Raw genomic sequence first — 17,939 nt, forward strand, 5'->3', positions numbered from 1 at the left:
GGGGGGACGGCTGCCGTGCGGGGCGTTCGCGGTCAGCGTGGGGCGCCCGGGGGGTGATGGGCAAGGGGGCCGTGTCGCTCAGCGGTACGTGGTCCGGGGACGGCCGGGCCGGGTGTCCTTCCCGCGGCGGGCCGCCAGCAGGACGGTTGCCGCGGCGCCGAGTGCCACGGTCGCCAGGCCCGAGGCGCCGAGGGTGGCCCGCGGGCCGAGCGCCGCGGTGAGCGGGCCGCCGAGGGCCGTGCCGAGCGGGGACGCGGTGAGCAGGGCCGCGCTGTTGGCCGCGAACATCGCCGCCAGGTGCCGCGGTGGGGCCTTGGCCTGCATGAGGGTCGCGGAGAGGGCGACGAACGGTCCGTAGATCGCGCCGCCGAGGGTGAAGGACGCGACGGTGGCGGCCGTCGGCGCGCCGAGTCCGAACGGCAGCAGCGTCAGGCCCCAGCCGATCACGATCGCGACCGTCACCGGCCACAGAGGCAGCCGGCGCAGCGCGCCGACCGCGAGTCCGCCGGTCACCGCGCCGACGCCGAACAGCGCCCAGTAGAGGCCGAGCAGCGTGCCCGGCGCGTGCAGGTCGTCGGTGACGTGCAGCGGCAGGGCGACTTCGAGGGGGCCGTACAGGAAGTTGAAGAACCAGGTGAGCGTCAGCAGTCCGAGCAGTTCGGGGTGGGAGCGCAGCAGCGCGAATCCGCCGCGCGCGGCCTCGTGGTCGACCGCTTCGACCCGCCCCGACCCCGGCAGCCGGGTGCGTGCGATCAGCACGGCGAGGAAGACGTACGTCAGCGCGTCCAGCCCGATCACGAACGCGGAGCCGGTGTACGTGACGAGGACCCCGGCGATCGCCGGTCCGGCGATGGTGGCGGCGAAGTTGAGCGTGCTGACAAGGGTGTTGCCGGCGAGCCGCTGCTCCTCGGGCAGCAGTTCGGCCAGCAGCGTGTACTTGCCCGCGCTGCCCCACGCGTGCAGCAGCGAGGAGACCGCGAGCAGGACGACGTACAGGGTGGGGGTGAGCAGTCCCGCGAGGGAGGCGAGGGGTACGACGCCCAGGAACACGCCGCGCACCACGTTGTCGGCGAGCAGGAGCTGCCGGGCCGGCACCCGGCGCAGCCGGCGTGCGAAGGCGAGGGCGCCGATCACGCCCGGCAGTGTGTACGCGGCCACCGCGCCGCCGACCCACAGCCCCGCGCTCACCTGCGGCGCGAGTTCGATGGCGAGCCATGCCACCGCGACGAAGCTCATGCCGTCGCCGAGGTAGGAGACGGCGAAGCCGAGGATCAGCCGCCGCAGGACCCGGTGGGCGAGCACCGGCCGGTAGGCGGAGGGGACGAGACGTCCCGGCGTCAGCAGCACCTCGGCAGACTGCACCAGCCGACGCCGGGAGGTCCAGGGGCTCACGGCCCCCGGAGCACGTCACGCGTCCCGAAACGCTCGCCTGCTCGGACGCGTCACGCGTCCGTGAAGCGCTCCCCCTTCTCCGCCTTCTCGACCAGCAGCGCGGGCGGCTCGAAGCGCGCCCCGTACCGCTCGGCGAGCTCACGCGCGCGTGCCACGAATCCGGCGAGCCCGCCCTCGTACCCATTGATGTACTGCAGGACGCCGCCGGTCCAGCCGGGGAAGCCGATGCCGAAGATCGAGCCGATGTTGGCGTCGGCGACGGAGGTCAGCACGCCCTCTTCGAGGAGCTTCACGGTGTCGAGCGCCTCGGAGAAGAGCATGCGTTCCTGCATGTCGCGGAACGGGATCTCGTACCCCGGCTTGGTGAAGTGCTCGCGCAGTCCGGGCCACAGGCCGGTCCGCTTGCCGGACTCGTCGTAGTCGTAGAAGCCCGCTCCGCCGCTGCGGCCCGTGCGCCCGAACTCGTCGACCATGCGGTCGATGACGGCCTCGGCGGGGTGCGTCGGCCAGGTGCCGCCCGCCTCCTCGACGGCCCGCCTGGACTCGTTGCGGATCTTGCGCGGGAGGGTGAGGGTCAGCTCGTCCATCAGGGAGAGGACCTTGGCCGGGTAGCCGGCCTGGGCGGCCGCCTGCTCGACCGACGCGGGCTCGACGCCCTCTCCGACCATGGCGACGCCCTCGTTGATGAAGTGGCCGATGACGCGGGAGGTGAAGAAGCCGCGGGAGTCGTTGACGACGATCGGTGTCTTCTTGATCTGCCGGACCAGGTCGAAGGCGCGCGCGAGGGCCTGCTCGCCGGTCCGCTCGCCCTTGATGATCTCGACGAGCGGCATCTTGTCGACGGGCGAGAAGAAGTGCAGTCCGATGAAGTCGGCCTGGCGCTCGACGCCTTCGGCGAGGGCGGTGATCGGCAGGGTCGAGGTGTTGGAGCACAGCAGCGCGTCCGGCTCGACGATGTGCTGGATCTCCTGGAAGACCTTGTGCTTGAGCTCCGGGTTCTCGAACACGGCCTCGATGACCGCGTCGCAGCCGGCCACGTCCTGCGGGTCGGCGGTGGGCGTGATGCGGGCGAGCAGTTCGTCCGCCTTCGCCTGGGTCGTACGGCCCCGGGAGACGGCCTTGGCGCACAGCTTCTCGGAGTAGCCCTTGCCCTTGAGGGCGGCTTCCTGCGTCACGTCCTTCAGGACGACGTCGATGCCCGCGCGGGCGCACGAGTAGGCGATGCCCGCGCCCATCATCCCGGCGCCGAGCACGGCGACCCTGCGGACCCGGCGGGGCTCGACGCCCCCCGGGCGGTTGGCGCCGGAGTTGACGGCCTGGAGGTCGAAGAAGAAGGCCTGGATCATGTTCTTCGACGTCTGGCCGGCGGCCAGCTCCACGAAGTACCGCGCCTCGATGACCTGCGCGGTCTCGAAGTCGACCTGGGAGCCCTCGACGGCCGCGGCGAGGATGTTGCGCGGGGCCGGGTAGGGGGCGCCGCCCGTCTGCTTGCGCAGGTTGGCCGGGAAGGCGGGCAGGTTGGCGGCGAACCTGGGGTTGGCGGGGGTGCCGCCCGGGATGCGGTAGCCGGGCTTGTCCCAGGGCTGCTGGGACTCGGGGTTGGCGTCGATGAAGGCGCGCGCCTTCGCGAGGAGTTCGTCCGGGGTGGCGGCGACGTCGTCGACCAGGCCGTTCTGCAGGGCGCGCCGCGGGTTGTACTGGGTGCCCTGGAGGAGGACCTTCAGGAGGGCGTCGGCGATGCCCAGGAGGCGGACCGTGCGGACGACGCCGCCGCCTCCGGGGAGCAGGCCGAGGGTGACCTCGGGGCAGCCGATCTTGGAGCCGGGCGCGTCGAGGGCGACGCGGTGGTGGCAGGCGAGGGCGATCTCGTAACCGCCGCCCAGGGCCGCGCCGTTGATGGCGGCGACGACCGGCTTGCCCAGGGTCTCGATGCGGCGCAGGTTGCGCTTGATGGCCATGCCGCCGTCGAAGAGGTCCTGTGCGGTCTCGGGGGTGACGCGGATGAGGTCGCGCAGGTCGCCGCCGGCGAAGAAGGTCTTCTTGGCGGAGGTGACGATGATGCCGCGGATGGAGTCCTTCTCGGCCTCCAGGCGGTCGGTGATCACGGCGAGGGAGTCGCGGAACGCCTGGTTCATGGTGTTCGCGGACTGGCTCGGGTCGTCGAGGACGAGGGTGACGACGCCGGTGCGGTCCTGTTCCCAGCGGATGGTCGTGGACTGAGTGCTCATGTGGAGGTGCTCCGTGTGATCCGTCGTATCCGTCGGGGGTCAGATGCGCTCGACGATCGTGGCGATGCCCATGCCGCCGCCGACGCACAGGGTCGCGAGGCCGTACCGCTTGTCCTGGCGCTCCAGTTCGTCGACCAGGCTGCCCAGGATCATCGCGCCGGTCGCGCCGAGCGGGTGGCCGAGGGCGATCGCGCCGCCGTTGACGTTGACCTTGTCGAGGGACAGTCCCATGTCCTTGACGAAGCGCAGGACGACCGCCGCGAAGGCCTCGTTGATCTCGACGAGGTCGATGTCGTCGATGGTCAGCCCGGCCTTGGCGAGTGCCTTGCGGGTGGCGGGCGCGGGTCCGGTCAGCATGATGGTGGGTTCGGAGCCGGAGACGGCGGCGGAGACGATCCGCGCGCGGGGCGTGAGGCCGTGGCGCTCGCCGACCTCCCGGTTGCCGATGGCGACGAGGGAGGCGCCGTCGACGATGCCGGAGGAGTTGCCCGCGTGGTGGACGTGGTCGATCTTCTCGATCCAGTGGTACCTCTGCAGGGCCACCGCGTCGAAGCCGCCCAGGTCGCCGATGTCCGCGAAGGACGGCTTCAGCTTGGCGAGCGAGTCGGCGGTGGTGCCGGGGCGCATGTGCTCGTCGTGGTCGAGGACGGTCAGACCGCTGCGGTCCTTGACGGGGACGACGGAGCGGTCGAAGCGCCCCTCCTTCCAGGCGGTCGCCGCGCGCTCCTGCGACAGCGCCGCGTACTCGTCGACGTCACGCCGCGAGAACCCCTCGATGGTGGCGATGAGGTCGGCGCCGATGCCCTGCGGCACGAAGTTGACGGCCAGGTTGGTCATCGGGTCGTTGAACCAGGCGCCGCCGTCCGAGGCCATCGGCACCCGGGACATGGACTCGACGCCGCCCGCGAGGACCAGGTCCTCGAAGCCCGAACGGACCTTGGCGGCGGCCATGTTGACGGCTTCCAGGCCCGACGCACAGAAGCGGTTCTCCTGGACGCCCGCGACCGTGTCCGGCAGTCCGGCGGCGATCGCGGCGATCCGGGCGATGTCGGAGCCCTGGTCGCCGACCGGGCCGACGACGCCGAGCACGATGTCGTCGATCGCGGCCGGGTCGAGGCCCGGGAAGCGGCCGCGGAGCTCGTGGATGAGGCCGACGACCAGGTCGATGGGCTTGGTGCCGTGCAGGGCGCCGTTCGCCTTGCCGCGGCCGCGCGGGGTGCGGATCGCGTCGTACACGTACGCTTCGGTGCTCACGGAGAAGCCTTTCAATGAGGGTTAGCCGAGCAGGGAACGGCCGATGATCTCCTTCATGATCTCGGTGGTTCCGCCGTAGATGGTCTGGATGCGGCCGTCGGTGAAGGCCTTGGCGACGGGGTACTCGCTCATGTAGCCGTAGCCGCCGTGCAGTTGGAGGCAGCGGTCGGCGACCCGCTTCTGCAGCTCGGTCGCCCACCACTTGGCCATGGAGGCGTGCACCGCGTCGAGCGTGCCGTCGGAGTGGTCGGTTATGCACCGGTCGAGGAAGGTGCGGGTGACGGCGCACTCGGTGGCCATCTCGGCCACTTCGAACCGGATGTGCTGCTTGGTCGCGAGGGGCCGCCCGAAGGCCTCGCGCTCCTTGACGTAGTCGGTGGTGATCTCCAGCAGGTGCTCGGCGGCGGCGATCGCGGAGACGGCGATGCTCAGCCGCTCCTGGGCGAGATTCGTCATCAGGTGGACGAACGCGCCGTTGAGCTCGCCGAGCAGGTTCGCCTTCGGCACGCGCACGTCCGTGAAGAACAACTCGGCGGTGTCCTGGGCCTTCTGGCCGATCTTGTCGAGGTTGCGGCCGCGCTCGAAGCCGTCCATGCCCCGCTCCACGACCAGCAGCGACAGCCCGCGCGCGCCGCCCTCCGGGGTGGTCCTCGCGACCACGATCACCAGGTCGGCGAGGATGCCGTTGGAGATGAACGTCTTGGAGCCGTTGAGCACCCAGTGGTCGCCGCGGTCCTCGGCATGCGTCTTGATGCCCTGCAGGTCGGAGCCGGCGCCGGGTTCGGTCATGGCGATGGCGGTGATGGTCGAGCCGTCGCAGAAGCCGGGCAGCCAGCGCCGCTTCTGCTCCTCGGTGGCGAGCGAGGTCAGATACGGGCCGATGATGTCGTTGTGCAGGCCAAGCGCGAGGCCGGGGGCACCCGCGCGGGTGAACTCCTCGGCCAGTACGGCGCTGTAGCGGAAGTCGGCCGTGCCGCCCCCGCCGTACTCCTCGGGCACGGCGAGCCCCAGCAGGCCCTGCTTGCCGGCCGCCCGCCACGCGTCACGGGAGACGATGCCGTCCTTCTCCCACTGCTCGTAGTACGGCAGCACCTCCCTGGCCAGGAAGGCACGTACCGTCTCGCGGAACGCGTCGTGCTCGGGGGCGAAGATCTGCCGCTTCATTCGGGGCCCTTCATGGGTTCCTGGTCCTTCAGAAGGTCGGGTACGTCCCAGTCGCGTGCCACGCCGGCGGTGTCGGCGCCGGGCTGTGCGGGGCCGGTGCGTACGGCGGTGGGCGTGGCGGAGAACCGGGGCGCGGGGGCCGGCTGGGTGATGCCCCCGTGGTCGGTGAAGGTGCCGCGGGCGGCGAGGTGCGGGTGGTCCGGTGCCTCGTGCAGGGTCAGTACGGGCGCCACGCAGGCGTCGGAGCCGTCGAAGACGGCCGTCCACTCGTCGCGGGTACGGGACCTGAAGCGGGCGGCGACCGCCTCGCGCAGCTCGCCCCAGCGGACCCAGTCCTTGCGGGCGTCGGCGTGCTCCGGGATGCCGAGCAGGGTGACGAACTCGTCGTAGAACTGCGGCTCCAGGGAGCCGACCGCCATGTACTTGCCGTCGGACGTCTCGTAGGTGCCGTAGTACGGGCAGCCGCCGTCCAGGAGGTTGGCGCCGCGCCGGTCCTGCCAGCCGCCGGCGGCGAGCATGCCGTGGATCATCGCGGCGAGGTGGGAGGTGCCGTCGACGATGGCGGCGTCGACGACCTGTCCGGTGCCGTGCACGCGCGCGTGGTGCAGGGCGGCGAGGACGCCGACGACGAGGTAGAGGGAGCCGCCCGCGTAGTCGCCGAGGAGGTTGGCCGGGACGGCCGGGGGGCGGCCGGGTTCGCCGATCATGCCGAGGGTGCCGGTGAGCGCGATGTAGGCGATGTCGTGGCCGGCGCGGTGGGCGAGGGGGCCGTCCTGGCCCCAGCCGGTCATGCGGCCGTAGACCAGTGCCGGGTTGCGGGCGTGGCAGGCCTCGGGGCCGACGCCGAGGCGCTCGGCGACGCCGGGGCGGTAGCCCTCGATGAGGATGTCGGCGCGTTCGACGAGGTCGAGCACGCGTGCGTGGCCGTCCGCGGACTTCAGGTCGACGATCACCGAGCGCTTGTTGCGGTTGGTGACGTCGTACACGGGGTTGATCGCGAGTCCGACACCGCCGGGGCGGTCCACGCGGACGACGTCGGCGCCGAGGTCGGCGAGGAGCATCGCGGCGAACGGGCCGGGCCCGATGCCGGCCAGCTCGACCACGCGCACGCCGGTGAGCGGCCCCTGTCGTGGCGTCGTCGCCATCCAGCCCCCAGAAGTCGTGACCGCGGGTATGACACAACTGATGTAACACCGGTGATGCTATGAACGGGCCCCGCCGAGCACAAGACCCGGGCGAGCAAGCGCTTAGAAATTATCGGGCCGCAGCCGCGATCAGCACCTTCGCTGTCGGGCTCCGCACTCCTCACGCTAGCCTCGGCCACCGACAACGGCGCGCACTGTGGAGCAAGGGGTGTCATGAGCAGGCTAAACGGGACGGACCGTCCGTACGACATCGTGCTCTTCGGAGCCACGGGTTTCGTCGGGACGCTCACCGCGGAGTACCTCGCCGCACACGCCCCGGAGGGCCTGCGCTGGGCGGTCGCCGGGCGCAGCGAGCGGAAGCTGGAGGAGCTGCGCGAGCGGCTGCCCGGCGGCGACGAGGTCGGGGTGCTGCGGGCGGACGCGGCCGAGCCGGCCTCGCTGCGCGAACTCGCCGAGCACGCGCGCGTGGTGGCGACGACCGTGGGGCCGTACGTGACGTACGGCGAGGAGCTGGTCGCCGCCTGCGCGGACAGCGGGGCGGACTATCTCGACCTCAGCGGCGAGCCGGAGTTCGTGGACCTGACGTACGTCCGTCATGACGCACGCGCGCGTGAGACGGGCGCGCGGCTGGTGCACGCCTGCGGTTTCGACTCGATCCCGCACGACCTGGGCGCGTACTTCACGGTCCGGCAGCTGCCGGAGGGGGTGCCGCTCAGGGTCGACGGGTTCGTGACCGCCGACGCCACCTTCTCGGGCGGCACGTTCGCGTCGGCGCTCAACCAGTTCGCGCGGGTGCGGCCGATGCTGGCCGCCGAGCGGGACCGCAGGCGGCACGAGCCGCGTCTGGTGGGCCGAAGGGCCGCCGCGCCGACGGGGGCGCCGCGGTTCGCGAAGGAGGTCGGCGCGTGGGCGCTGCCGCTGCCGACCATCGACCCGCAGATCGTGGCCAGGTCGGCGAAGGCCCTGCACCGCTACGGCCCCGACTTCCGCTACCGCCACTACGCGGCCGTCCGGCATCTGCCCGTCGCGGTGGGCGGGGTGGCGGCCATGGGCGCTCTGGTCACCGTGGCCCAACTGCCGCCCGCGCGGCGCTGGTTGTCGGACCGGCTCAAGCCCGGCGAAGGGCCGGACGCGGAGAAGCGCGCGAAGAGCTGGTTCTCGGTCCGCTTCGTCGGCGAGGGCGGTGGCCGGCGGGTCTTCACGGAGGTGTCGGGCGGCGACCCCGGCTACGACGAGACGGCGAAGATGTTCGCCGAGTCGGCGCTGTCCCTCGCCCTCGACGAGCTGCCGGCCACGTCCGGCCAGGTCACCACTGCGGTCGCGATGGGCGACGCGCTGACGGACCGCCTGCGCAGGGCCGGCATCAGGTTCCGGGTCGCCGCGACCGGTTGAGCCCCCGTCACATGGGGTGAGCCGCGGCTACAGCGACCACCCGGCGACCGTGTAGATCATCCCGGCGATCCAGCCGAGTCCCGCCAGCACGGCGAGCACGAGCGCGGCCGTCACGGCCCGCTCGACGGGCCGGTTCGGGTCGACGAGGGGCTTCGGGGAACGCCGGGCGGTCGTGCGGTGCGTCGTCATGCGGTGCGTCGTCATGCGGGCAAGCCTGCCGACCGAAGGGATCCGGCCACATCCGTACGGATACTCAGACCGGATACTCAGATCAGCCGTCGAGGTACCCGTCTCGGGAATCGTCCGGCGGCCGCTCCCCCAGGGCGTCGGTGATCCGCTCCCGAAGCTCGGGATCGTCCGTGATCGTGGCGAGACGCCAGGCCAGGGGGCCGATCTGCCATCCGGCGTGGTGGTCGAAGAAGGGCGGAGGGCCGGCCGCGTTGTGGGCCAGCTTGGCCACCAACTCGGCCAGGCGGAACACGATCCGCTCCGACTCGGTCGCCTGCTCCTCGGCACCCGCGCCCCGGACCAGTCCGAAGACCTCGCGCCCGCGGTCCCAGCTGTCCCGGTCGCCCGCCAGGTCCACGGCGGCCTGGATCGCCGGTTCCCGAACGGGACCGGCAGCCGCGTCCAGCACGCGGCCCGCCCAGGTCACCGGGTCGCGTCGGCGCTCGAACAGGGCGCGTCCCCAGGAGCGGGTCGGGTCGTTCGCGGCGGCCTCGGCGAGCGGCTTGCGCGGCAGGGACGCCTCCCGCAGGGCCTTCCGGCACAGCGCGTCCGCCCGCCGGGTCGTCTCCGGGAGGCGGAACCGCGGGGTCAGGGCGAGGACATGGGCGCAGGCGTTGTCGAGGACGGTCCGGTGGCCCACCGAGACGAAGACCGGCTTGACGCCCTCCCGGGTGCGCAGAGCGCGGCCGACCTCCTCGGTGCCGGCGAGCAGCGGTGAGCTGCTGCCGCGCGGGGCGGGCGGGTCGTCGTACGAGAAGGCGAAGGGGTTCTTCGCCACGCCGATCGTGGGGTGGCCGGTGAGGACGCCCAGGTGGCTGGCGAGGCCGAAGCGGCGGGGGTGGGCGCGGCCGTAGCCGTCGCAGACGATCAGGCCGGGCGGGACGGACAGGGCGTCGAGGGCGGCCAGGACCGTGGGGATCTCGCGGAAGGCGAGCAGGCCGGGCACGTACGGGAAGGAGACGCGGCCGACGGCCGTGGACTCGGCGACCACCTGGAGGGTGGCGGCGTCGAGGACCACCGCCGCTGCCGCCACCACGTCCAGTTCGTCGTCGTAGGCCACGTCCACACCGGTCACGTGTCCCGTGCCGGGCGGCGGGCCGGGCTCGTCGAGCACCACGCGCGCGTGCAGCTCGTCCTGTACGGCCCTGGCCTGCTCCTCGGTCGCGGGCCAGCCCGCGGGGATCTTCACGGTCGTCATGATGGGGACGAGCGTAATGGCGCTGTGCGGGGCCGGGGCGGGCGCGTGCCGCGGGGAAGGCCGGGGCAGCTGCCTACGGCTTGTCCCGCTCGAACTCGCCCCCGGTCAGCTCTTCTTGCCGCCCAGCGCGCGCTGCAGCTCGCTCTTGTTCATGTTCGAACGGCCTTCGATGCCGCGCTGCTTGGCCTCGTTGTACAGCTGGTCCCGGGTCGGGCCCTGGGAGCCCTTGCCGGAGCGCTGTCCGCCCCGCTTGCCGGACGACATGTCCTGCGTGGAAGTGCGGCTGGCCTGCTTGGACTCGCCGGACCGGGCACGCTCCTTGTTGACCGTCCGCGCGGCGATCTCCTCGGCGCGCCTGGTGCTCTCGCCCCGGTCCTGCGCGCTCTTCTTGATGTGCTCGTACTGGCGTTCCCGCTTCGAGCTGGAACCTGCGGGCATGGTCGCTCACTCCTCTCACGGCCGGCGACTCACGCGGCCGGCGACTGTCGCGGTCGCCGACCGAGTACCCGCATTCCGGTTCCTTGCGTCATCGCTCCAGACGTGCCACCCGTCCCTGCTCCCCCGCCGCCCAGCAGCCGAGGTCCGGGGCGCAGTCCACGGTGTCGTACGAGCCCGTGTCGACGGTCCGCCAGGTGCGGCCGCCGTCGGTGGTGAGGTCGGTGCCGGTCGGGCCGACGGCGAGGGCCGCGGTGCGGCTGTGCGGGAGCCAGGCGGCGCCGGAGCGGTAGGCGGGCGGGGGCGTGGCGGCGGGCCGCCAGTCGCGCCCCGCGTCGGAGGTGCGGGCGGCGGCCTGCGGGGAGGCCTGGTCGGCGCGGTAGTCGCCGCCGACGGCGAGGCCGTGGGTGCGGTCGCGGAAGGCGAGCGCGAAGACGCCCTTGGCGGGGTCGCCGGCCGGGATCGGAGTGTCGGCGGCCGTCCAGGTCAGGCCGCGGTCGGCGGAGTGCAGTACACGCGCGCGTGCCCCGCCGCCGGTGGCCAGCCAGACGTCGGAGGGGCCCGAGGAGACGAGGCACTGGCCGCTCGCCGCGAAGCCGGCCTCGCCGTCCAGCGCGGCGGGCATGCCCTTGCTCGGGAGCACCTTCCAGGAGCGGCCGCCGTCGGCGGTCGACAGGATGCGGAACTTCCCGTCCACCGGGTCGCTCATCGCCAGGCCGTGGCGGCTGTCGAAGAAGGTGAGGCAGTCGTAGAAGGCCTTGGCGTCGGTGTTGCGGAAGGACTCGGTCCAGGTCGCGCCGCCGTCCTCGGTGCGGTAGACCCGGGACGCCTCGCCCTCGCCGATGGCCAGCACCACGGCCCGCCGCGCGTCGAAGGCCTCGATGTCCCGGAACTGCAGATCAGCGGCGCCGGGCGGCGAGACGTTCCGCCAGCTCGCTCCGCCGTCGGTGGTGCGCAGCACGGTGCCGCCGGTTCCGGCGACCCACGCGGTGTCCCGGCCCACGGCCGACAGCCCGCGGAAGCGGACATCGGGCGTTCCGGTGGCCTTGAGCTCCCAGTGCGGCACCCCGTGCTCCCCCGCCTGCGCGGGTACGGCGGTCACGGCCGCCAGCGCCGCCGAGCACACCGCCCCCGCGGCCACCGTCCGAAACGTCCGTCTCCGACCTCGCGTGTTCCCCAAGCGCCTCATGGCGGGCGAAGCTAGCCGACCGCCCGGACGCCGTCCAGAGGCCCGCGATCACCACAAGTGGCTGTCGGGGCACGGGAGATGAACCACGTCACTTCTGTGCATGAACGCGGTGACGCAGGTCACTCGAATCTGGTGTGCACGGATTGGCCGATTCCGACGTCTCTAGCAGTGCCCGGACCGATCCGCCCGGCAGCCCGTTCAGCCGTCACCAAGGGAGCAAGGCGTTGTCCACCCTCATCGAGCAGCCCGTGGAGGCCCGCCTCGTCGCCGCCGCGCCGCGGATGCCGAGCATCCCGGCCAAGCTGCACTACGACCGTAGTGACCCGTTCGCGGTCCGGATGACTTTCCCGGCCCCGGCCACCCTGGAGGGCGTGGAGGTCTGCTGGACCTTCTCGCGCGAGCTCCTCACGGCCGGCCTGGAGCGGGCCGAGGGCCACGGCGACGTACGGGTGCGCCCGTACGGCTACGACCGCACCGTCCTGGAGTTCCACGCCCCCGAGGGCACCGCCGTCGTGCACGTCCGCTCGGGCGACCTGCGGCGCTTCCTGGAGGCCACGGGGCAGCTTGTGCCCGCGGGCCTGGAGCACCTGCACCTCGACCTGGACCACGACCTGGCGGAGCTGATGCGGGACGCCTGCTGAGCGCTCCGCGGATGTGCGGCGATGGGTCGTCGGTCGGTCGGCTGCGGCACCGTCGTGGCTGGTCGCGCCCACGCGGCGGAGCCGCATATCGATACAGCCCCGCGCCCCTTGGCGGCGCTGCCCTACCGCGTCCGGCCCAGCAGGGCGTTGAGCTCGCCGTAGTCGAGTCCGTCGGTCAGCGTGTCGTACGTCCCCGCGCCCAGCAGCTCCCGCGCGGCACGGCGGACCAACGCGTGCGCGGCCTGCGCGATGCCCGAACCGACGCTCACCCGCGCCACCCCGAGCGCGGCCAGCTCGGCGACCGTCGGTGCGCCGGGATGGGCCATCACGTTGAGCGGCCCATCGATCCCCTCGACGAGGAGCTTGACCGTCCCCGGCTCGACGGCCCCGGGGACGAAGATCCCGTCGGCGCCCGCGGCGAGGAACGCGGCCGCCCGCTCCAGGGTGAGGTCCACGTCCCCGTCGCCCCTCAGGAACGTGTCGATCCGGGCGTTGACGAACAGCGGCACCCCTTGCGCGTCCGCGGCCTCCCTGGCGGCGGCAATGCGCTCGGCCTGCTCGGCGACGGGACGCAACGGTCCCGTTCCGTCCTCGTACAGCGCGTCCTCGATGTTCACCCCGACCGCCCCCGCCGCGATCACCGCACGGATGGTGTCGCCGACGCCCGCCGCGTCCTCGGCGTAGCCGGACTCGACGTCGGCGCTGACGGGAACGTCGACCGCGGCGGCGATGCGCGCGACGGCGTCGAGGGCCGTGGCCCGGTCCACTCGGTCTCCGTCGGCGGAGCCGAGCGCCCAGGACAGGCCCGCGCTGGTCGTGGCAACGGCGCGGGCGCCCGCGTCTTCGACGAGGCGGGCACTCGAGGTGTCCCAGGCGTTCGGCAGGACCAGCGGGCGGCCGGGGACGTGCAGGGAACGGAAGGCTTCGGCGCGATCACGCGATGAGGTCATGCGCCCTACTCAAGCAGCGGCGGCGGGGCGGGGCTGGCAGGAATCCGACATCGACGTGGCGCGGGTGCGGCGCTCGCCGCCGACGTCAAGGTGACGCGGTCGCCAGCGCCTCGCAGAGCTCGCCGAGGATCTCTCGCGGCCCGCCGCTGTGCTCGATCAGCACCTCGACGCGCTCCTTGTGCCGCTCGCGATCGCCGTCGGGGAACAGCGCGGGCAGCCCGGCCGCCGCGGCGAGCGCCACGGCCGCCGCATCCCCTTCCGAGACCTCGGCGACCGGCACGGACCCCTCCAGCACCCGCCGTGCCTCGTCCCGGAGAGCGTCCACGGCCTCCACTCGCTCCAGTACGTGCTCCACGCTCGGGAACACGCCCAGGACCCGCTTCTTCTCCGCCCGCAGCCACCCTTCGGCGGTCAGCTGTTCCCGTACGGCGTCGGACGTCACGCGCGCGTGCAGCGGCACCCAGGACCGCCACCGGTGCGGCCGGGACTCGCGGACCAGTTCCAGGAGCCCGTCGAGGACCGCGTCCCCGGTGAGAGCGTCCATGTCGGCAGGGGTGGCGATGCCGTCCTCGTCGGTGAGCAGACCGGCGCGGGCCAGCTCGACGAGGGCGCCGGCGCGTACCAGGTGGGCGGTGCCCGTGACCTCGGCGGTGGGGTCCCAGGCGAGCAGACAGAGCCGGGCCGGGAGCGAGAGCGAACCGTGGGGCACAAGGTCTCCTTGGTGCGGCGAGTTCGGGGTTCACGTTAATGCGTTGACAGCCACCGACACCGCTCGTACGGTGTACAGCGGTTCTGTTGCCGTCGATCGGAGAAGGACGTTGCTCGTCTGAGGTCTTGAGACACCGCGTCACACACCTAGGTGTGTGCGCCGCGTGCGACCTCGGTGTTCGAGCCGTCCCGACGGAGCAGGGCCCTTTCTTGTGCCCCGCCGTTTCCTCCGGGCTCCTGGGTCGCAGGTGTCTCGATACGCGTTTGCCCCTGATCGCATCGAGCAACCGCGAGGCGCCTTGTGTCTACTTCCATCATCTGCACGTCCCTCTTCTTCGCCTGGCCCGACGGCACCCCCGTCTTCGAGGACCTGGACGTGGCCTTCGGCCCGGGCAAGACCGGGCTCGTCGGGGTCAACGGGTCGGGAAAGTCCACCCTGTTGAAACTGATCGCCGGTGAACTCGCCCCGGCCGAGGGCGCCGTGCGCGTCGCCGGCGAGGTCGGCTACCTTCCGCAGAACGTCACGCTCGACACGCACCTGCGCGTCGACGAGGCGCTCGGCATCGCCGCGAAGCGGGCCGCGCTGCACGCCATCGAGGCCGGCGATGTGGCCGAGGAACACTTCGAGACGGTCGGCGACGACTGGGACGTGGAGGAGCGCGCGCTCGCCACGCTCGGCGAACTCGGGCTCGGCCACATCCAGTTGGACCGCACCATCGGAGAGGTCTCCGGCGGCGAGTCGGTGCTGCTGCGCCTGGCCGCACTGCTGCTGCGCCGCCCGGACGTCCTGCTCCTGGACGAGCCGACCAACAACCTCGACCTGTATGCGCGCAGGCGGCTGTACGCGGCCGTCTCCGCCTGGCCGGGAGTGATGGTCGTGGTCAGCCACGACCGTGAACTCCTCGACCTGGTCGACCAGATCGCGGATCTGCGCTCCGGTGAGGTCACCTGGTTCGGCGGCAACTTCTCCGCGTACGAGGAGGCGCTCGCCGTCGAACAGGAGGCGGCCGAGCGGATGCTGCGGGTCGCGGAGGCCGACTTCCGCAAGCAGAAGCGGGAACTGGTCGACGCCCAGGTCAAGCTGGCCCGCCGCAAGCGGTACGGGCAGAAGATGTGGGACCAGAAGCGCGAGCCGAAGATCGTCATGGGGGCGCGCAAGCGGGCGGCCGAGGTGTCCGCGGGCAAGCACCGCATCATGCACGAGGAGCGGCTCACCGAGGCGAAGGAGCGACTCGACGAGGCGGTGGAGGCCGTACGGGACGACGACGAGATCCGTGTCGACCTGCCGTACACCGCCGTGCCGCCGGGCCGTACCGTGCTCACCCTCCTGGACCTGGAGCTGGCCTACGGCGCGCGCGTCGCCGGGGGGCTGGATCTGCGCGGGCCCGAGCGGGTCGCGCTGGTGGGGCGCAACGGCGCGGGCAAGACGACGCTGCTGCGGACCATCGCCGGGGAGCTGGCGCCGGTGGCGGGCGAGGCGCACGCGCACGTGCCGCTGCGGTTCCTGCCGCAGCGTCTGGACGTGCTCGACGGCGAGCGGTCGGTCGTCGAGAACGTGGCCCGGTTCGCGCCGGGCGCCAGCAACAACCGGATCCGGGCGCGGCTGGCCCGCTTCCTGTTCCGGGGCGCCCGCGCCGACCAGAAGGCGGCGACCCTGTCCGGCGGCGAGCGCTTCCGGGCCGCCCTGGCGATGCTGATGCTGGCCGAGCCGGCCCCGCAGCTGCTCATGCTGGACGAGCCGACGAACAACCTCGACATGGCGAGCGTGCGCCAGCTGACCACGGCCCTGGAGTCGTACGAGGGGGCGCTGATCGTGGCCTCCCACGACCTGCCGTTCCTGGAGTCGATCGGCATCACGCGCTGGCTGCTGCTCGACGGCGAGCTGCGGGAAACCGCGCCGGAGGAGGTGGGATAGCGCATCTCAGGAGGGGCACAGCCTGGCAACGGGGGTTTTGCCCCGGACGGTCCGCGCTGCATGATGGCGGACCGGGCCCCGCTCCACGGGCGCCCGGTCCGCCGTCCCGCCGTTACGGAGTCCCCAGTGCCCAGCAAGAAGGCCCTTGTCCGCCGCCCCAGCCCGCGCCTCGCCGAAGGTCTGGTGACGCACATCGAGCGGGAGAAGGTCGATGCCGGTCTTGCGACGGAGCAGTGGGAGGCGTACGTCGAGGCCCTGCGCGAGCACGGCTGGGAGACCGTCGAGGTGGACCCGGCCGACGACAACCCCGACTCGGTGTTCGTCGAGGACACCGTCGTCATGTACCGGAACGTTGCGCTGATCGCCCGCTCCGGCGCCGAGTCGCGGCGCGAGGAGACCATCGGCGTCGAGGAGGCCGTGGCGAGGCTCGGCTGCTCGGTGAACTGGATCTGGGAGCCGGGCACCCTCGACGGCGGCGACGTGCTGAAGATCGGCGACACGATCTACGTCGGCCGCGGCGGGCGCACCAACGCGGCCGGCATCCAGCAGCTGCGGGCCGCCTTCGAGCCGCTCGGCGCCCAGGTGGTCGCCGTACCGGTCAGCAAGGTGCTGCATCTGAAGTCCGCGGTCACCGCGCTGCCCGACGGGACCGTCATCGGGCACATCCCGAAGGTCGACCGGCCTTCCCTGTTCCCGCGCTTCCTGTCGGTGCCCGAGGAGTCCGGCGCCCATGTGGTGCTGCTCGGCGGCGACAAGCTGCTGATGGCGGCCAGCGCGCCGAAGACGGCGGAACTCCTGGCCGACCTCGGCTTCGAGCCCGTCCTCGTCGACATCGGCGAGTTCGAGAAGCTCGAGGGCTGTGTGACGTGCCTCTCGGTGCGGATGCGGGACCTGTACGCCTGACGGGTGAGCCTCTCACCCTTTCAGCCCTTGGACCTGCGGGTCCCGGGGCTTTTTGGCATGCCCCCGGAAGGCTTGTGCGGGCTGCCTGATCAGGGCTCTTTACAACGCGCTTAACCTACGGTTTCGTAACCTACGGATTCGTAGCCTACGATCCCGTAGGTTCCGGCGCCGCTCGCCGATCCGTCCCCCTTCTGTCGTGCGTCCCCCTGGAGTTCCTGTGACGATCACTTCCCCGCACCTCGGCAGTCCCGCCGTCTGGACCGACGCCCGGCTGCTGTACGCGCTCGAGGAAGTGGTCGAGCAGGAGCTGAACCGGCATCTGAAGGTCGCCAAGGACTGGATGCCGCACGAGTACGTGCCGTGGTCGGACGGCCGTAACTTCCCGGGCCTGTTCGAGGACGGCGAAGCCTGGGACAAGGAGCAGTCCAAGGTCACCGAGATCGGCCGCATCGCCCTGGTGGTGAACCTCCTCACCGAGGACAACCTCCCCAGCTACCACCACGAGATCGCCTCGCTGTTCGGCCGCGACGGCGCCTGGGGCACCTGGGTGCACCGCTGGACCGCCGAGGAGGGCCGGCACGGCATCGTGATGCGCGACTACCTGCTCGCCTCACGCGCGGTGGACCCGGACAAGCTGGAGGCGTTTCGCATGCAGCACATGTCGGAGGGCTTCGAGTCCGACAACCGCCACTCGATGCTGCACTCGGTCGCCTACGTCGCCTTCCAGGAGCTCGCGACCCGCATCTCGCACCGCAACACCGGCCACCAGTCCGGCGACCCGGTCTGCGACCGCATGCTGGCGCGCATCGCGACCGACGAGAACCTCCACATGGTCTTCTACCGCAACCTCCTCAAGGCCGCGTTCGAGCTCGCGCCCGACCTCACCATGCAGGCGGTCCGCGACGTCGTCGTGAACTTCCGCATGCCCGGCCACGGCATGCCGGGCTTCGAGCGGTTCGCCGCGCAGATGGCGATCGGCGAGGTCTACAACCTCCGCATCCACCACGACGACGTGCTCCTGCCGGTCATCCGCTTCCTGAAGATCATGGAGATCGACGGCCTGGGCCCGGAGGGCCGCCAGGCCCAGGAGGAGCTCGGCCTCTACCTGGGCGGACTGGACGCCGAGGCCCTGAAGTTCGACGAGAAGCTGGCGGCGCGCAAGGCCCGGATGGCGGCGCGCGCCGGAGCCTGACGACC

General features: G+C 72.1%; 15 protein-coding genes and 1 pseudogene. 5 read left to right on the forward strand and 11 right to left on the reverse strand.

Features of this window, described 5'->3' with window-relative positions:
- Positions 1-78: 78 nt before the first annotated feature.
- The 5 genes from MQP27_RS06945 to MQP27_RS06965 form a co-directional block, all read right to left on the reverse strand.
- A complete protein-coding gene (locus MQP27_RS06945) occupies positions 79-1,362 on the reverse strand; it encodes an MFS transporter (RefSeq protein ID WP_242762286.1) in 1,284 nt (427 codons plus the stop codon).
- A gap of 80 nt (positions 1,363-1,442) precedes the next feature.
- Entirely contained in the window at positions 1,443-3,620 is a 2,178-nt protein-coding gene (locus MQP27_RS06950) for a 3-hydroxyacyl-CoA dehydrogenase NAD-binding domain-containing protein (protein WP_242762287.1), read from the reverse strand.
- 39 nt (positions 3,621-3,659) lie between these two features.
- Entirely contained in the window at positions 3,660-4,874 is a 1,215-nt protein-coding gene (locus MQP27_RS06955; protein ID WP_242762289.1) for an acetyl-CoA C-acetyltransferase, read from the reverse strand.
- A 21-nt stretch (positions 4,875-4,895) separates the two neighbouring features.
- Complete coding sequence (locus MQP27_RS06960; protein ID WP_242762291.1) at positions 4,896-6,038, reverse strand: acyl-CoA dehydrogenase family protein; 1,143 nt, start codon at positions 6,036-6,038, stop codon at positions 4,896-4,898.
- The gene (locus MQP27_RS06965; protein ID WP_242762292.1) at positions 6,035-7,183 is read right to left on the reverse strand and encodes a CaiB/BaiF CoA transferase family protein; all 1,149 of its coding nucleotides are present in this window, start codon (positions 7,181-7,183) and stop codon (positions 6,035-6,037) included. Before MQP27_RS06965 ends, MQP27_RS06960 begins: the two co-directional genes overlap by 4 nt.
- A gap of 213 nt (positions 7,184-7,396) precedes the next feature.
- Here MQP27_RS06965 and MQP27_RS06970 point away from each other — a divergent pair, with 213 nt between their 5' ends.
- Complete coding sequence (locus MQP27_RS06970; protein ID WP_242762293.1) at positions 7,397-8,575, forward strand: saccharopine dehydrogenase family protein; 1,179 nt, start codon at positions 7,397-7,399, stop codon at positions 8,573-8,575.
- A 27-nt stretch (positions 8,576-8,602) separates the two neighbouring features.
- On the opposite strand, the gene mmpA is transcribed toward MQP27_RS06970, so the two are convergent.
- From mmpA to MQP27_RS06990, 4 genes and pseudogenes are all read right to left on the reverse strand, one after another.
- Positions 8,603-8,764: a morphogenic membrane protein MmpA gene (gene mmpA / locus MQP27_RS06975; RefSeq protein WP_372511149.1), complete on the reverse strand. Its 162-nt coding sequence runs from the start codon at positions 8,762-8,764 to the stop codon at positions 8,603-8,605.
- A gap of 553 nt (positions 8,765-9,317) precedes the next feature.
- A pseudogene (locus MQP27_RS06980) lies at positions 9,318-10,001 on the reverse strand (endonuclease V); the annotation flags it as partial.
- 105 nt (positions 10,002-10,106) lie between these two features.
- Positions 10,107-10,439 (reverse strand): plasmid stabilization protein, encoded by a 333-nt coding sequence (locus MQP27_RS06985; RefSeq protein WP_242762294.1) that lies wholly within the window; start codon positions 10,437-10,439, stop codon positions 10,107-10,109.
- Positions 10,440-10,527: 88 nt separating this feature from the next.
- On the reverse strand, positions 10,528-11,625 hold the full coding sequence (locus MQP27_RS06990) for a WD40/YVTN/BNR-like repeat-containing protein (protein ID WP_242762298.1): 1,098 nt from the start codon (positions 11,623-11,625) through the stop codon (positions 10,528-10,530).
- A gap of 224 nt (positions 11,626-11,849) precedes the next feature.
- Here MQP27_RS06990 and ssgD point away from each other — a divergent pair, with 224 nt between their 5' ends.
- Positions 11,850-12,266: a spore wall synthesis regulator SsgD gene (ssgD, locus tag MQP27_RS06995; protein WP_242762300.1), complete on the forward strand. Its 417-nt coding sequence runs from the start codon at positions 11,850-11,852 to the stop codon at positions 12,264-12,266.
- A 122-nt stretch (positions 12,267-12,388) separates the two neighbouring features.
- On the opposite strand, the gene MQP27_RS07000 is transcribed toward ssgD, so the two are convergent.
- Positions 12,389-13,216, reverse strand: coding sequence for an isocitrate lyase/PEP mutase family protein (locus MQP27_RS07000; protein WP_242762302.1), 828 nt, complete (start codon positions 13,214-13,216; stop codon positions 12,389-12,391).
- 85 nt (positions 13,217-13,301) lie between these two features.
- On the reverse strand, positions 13,302-13,925 hold the full coding sequence (locus MQP27_RS07005; RefSeq protein ID WP_242762304.1) for a GOLPH3/VPS74 family protein: 624 nt from the start codon (positions 13,923-13,925) through the stop codon (positions 13,302-13,304).
- Positions 13,926-14,225: 300 nt separating this feature from the next.
- Between MQP27_RS07005 and MQP27_RS07010 the strand changes: the two genes are divergently transcribed.
- From MQP27_RS07010 to MQP27_RS07020, 3 genes are all read left to right on the forward strand, one after another.
- Positions 14,226-15,839, forward strand: coding sequence for an ABC-F family ATP-binding cassette domain-containing protein (locus MQP27_RS07010; protein ID WP_242762305.1), 1,614 nt, complete (start codon positions 14,226-14,228; stop codon positions 15,837-15,839).
- A gap of 126 nt (positions 15,840-15,965) precedes the next feature.
- Positions 15,966-16,742 carry a dimethylargininase gene (ddaH, locus tag MQP27_RS07015; protein WP_242762306.1) on the forward strand — a complete coding sequence of 259 codons (777 nt, stop codon included), beginning with the start codon at positions 15,966-15,968 and terminating at the stop codon, positions 16,740-16,742.
- A 217-nt stretch (positions 16,743-16,959) separates the two neighbouring features.
- Entirely contained in the window at positions 16,960-17,934 is a 975-nt protein-coding gene (locus MQP27_RS07020) for an acyl-ACP desaturase (protein WP_242762307.1), read from the forward strand.
- Positions 17,935-17,939 lie beyond the last annotated feature (5 nt).

Origin of the sequence: Streptomyces cylindrosporus (assembly GCF_022698165.1) — a bacterium.
Taxonomy (GTDB): Bacteria; Actinomycetota; Actinomycetes; order Streptomycetales; family Streptomycetaceae; genus Streptomyces; species Streptomyces cylindrosporus.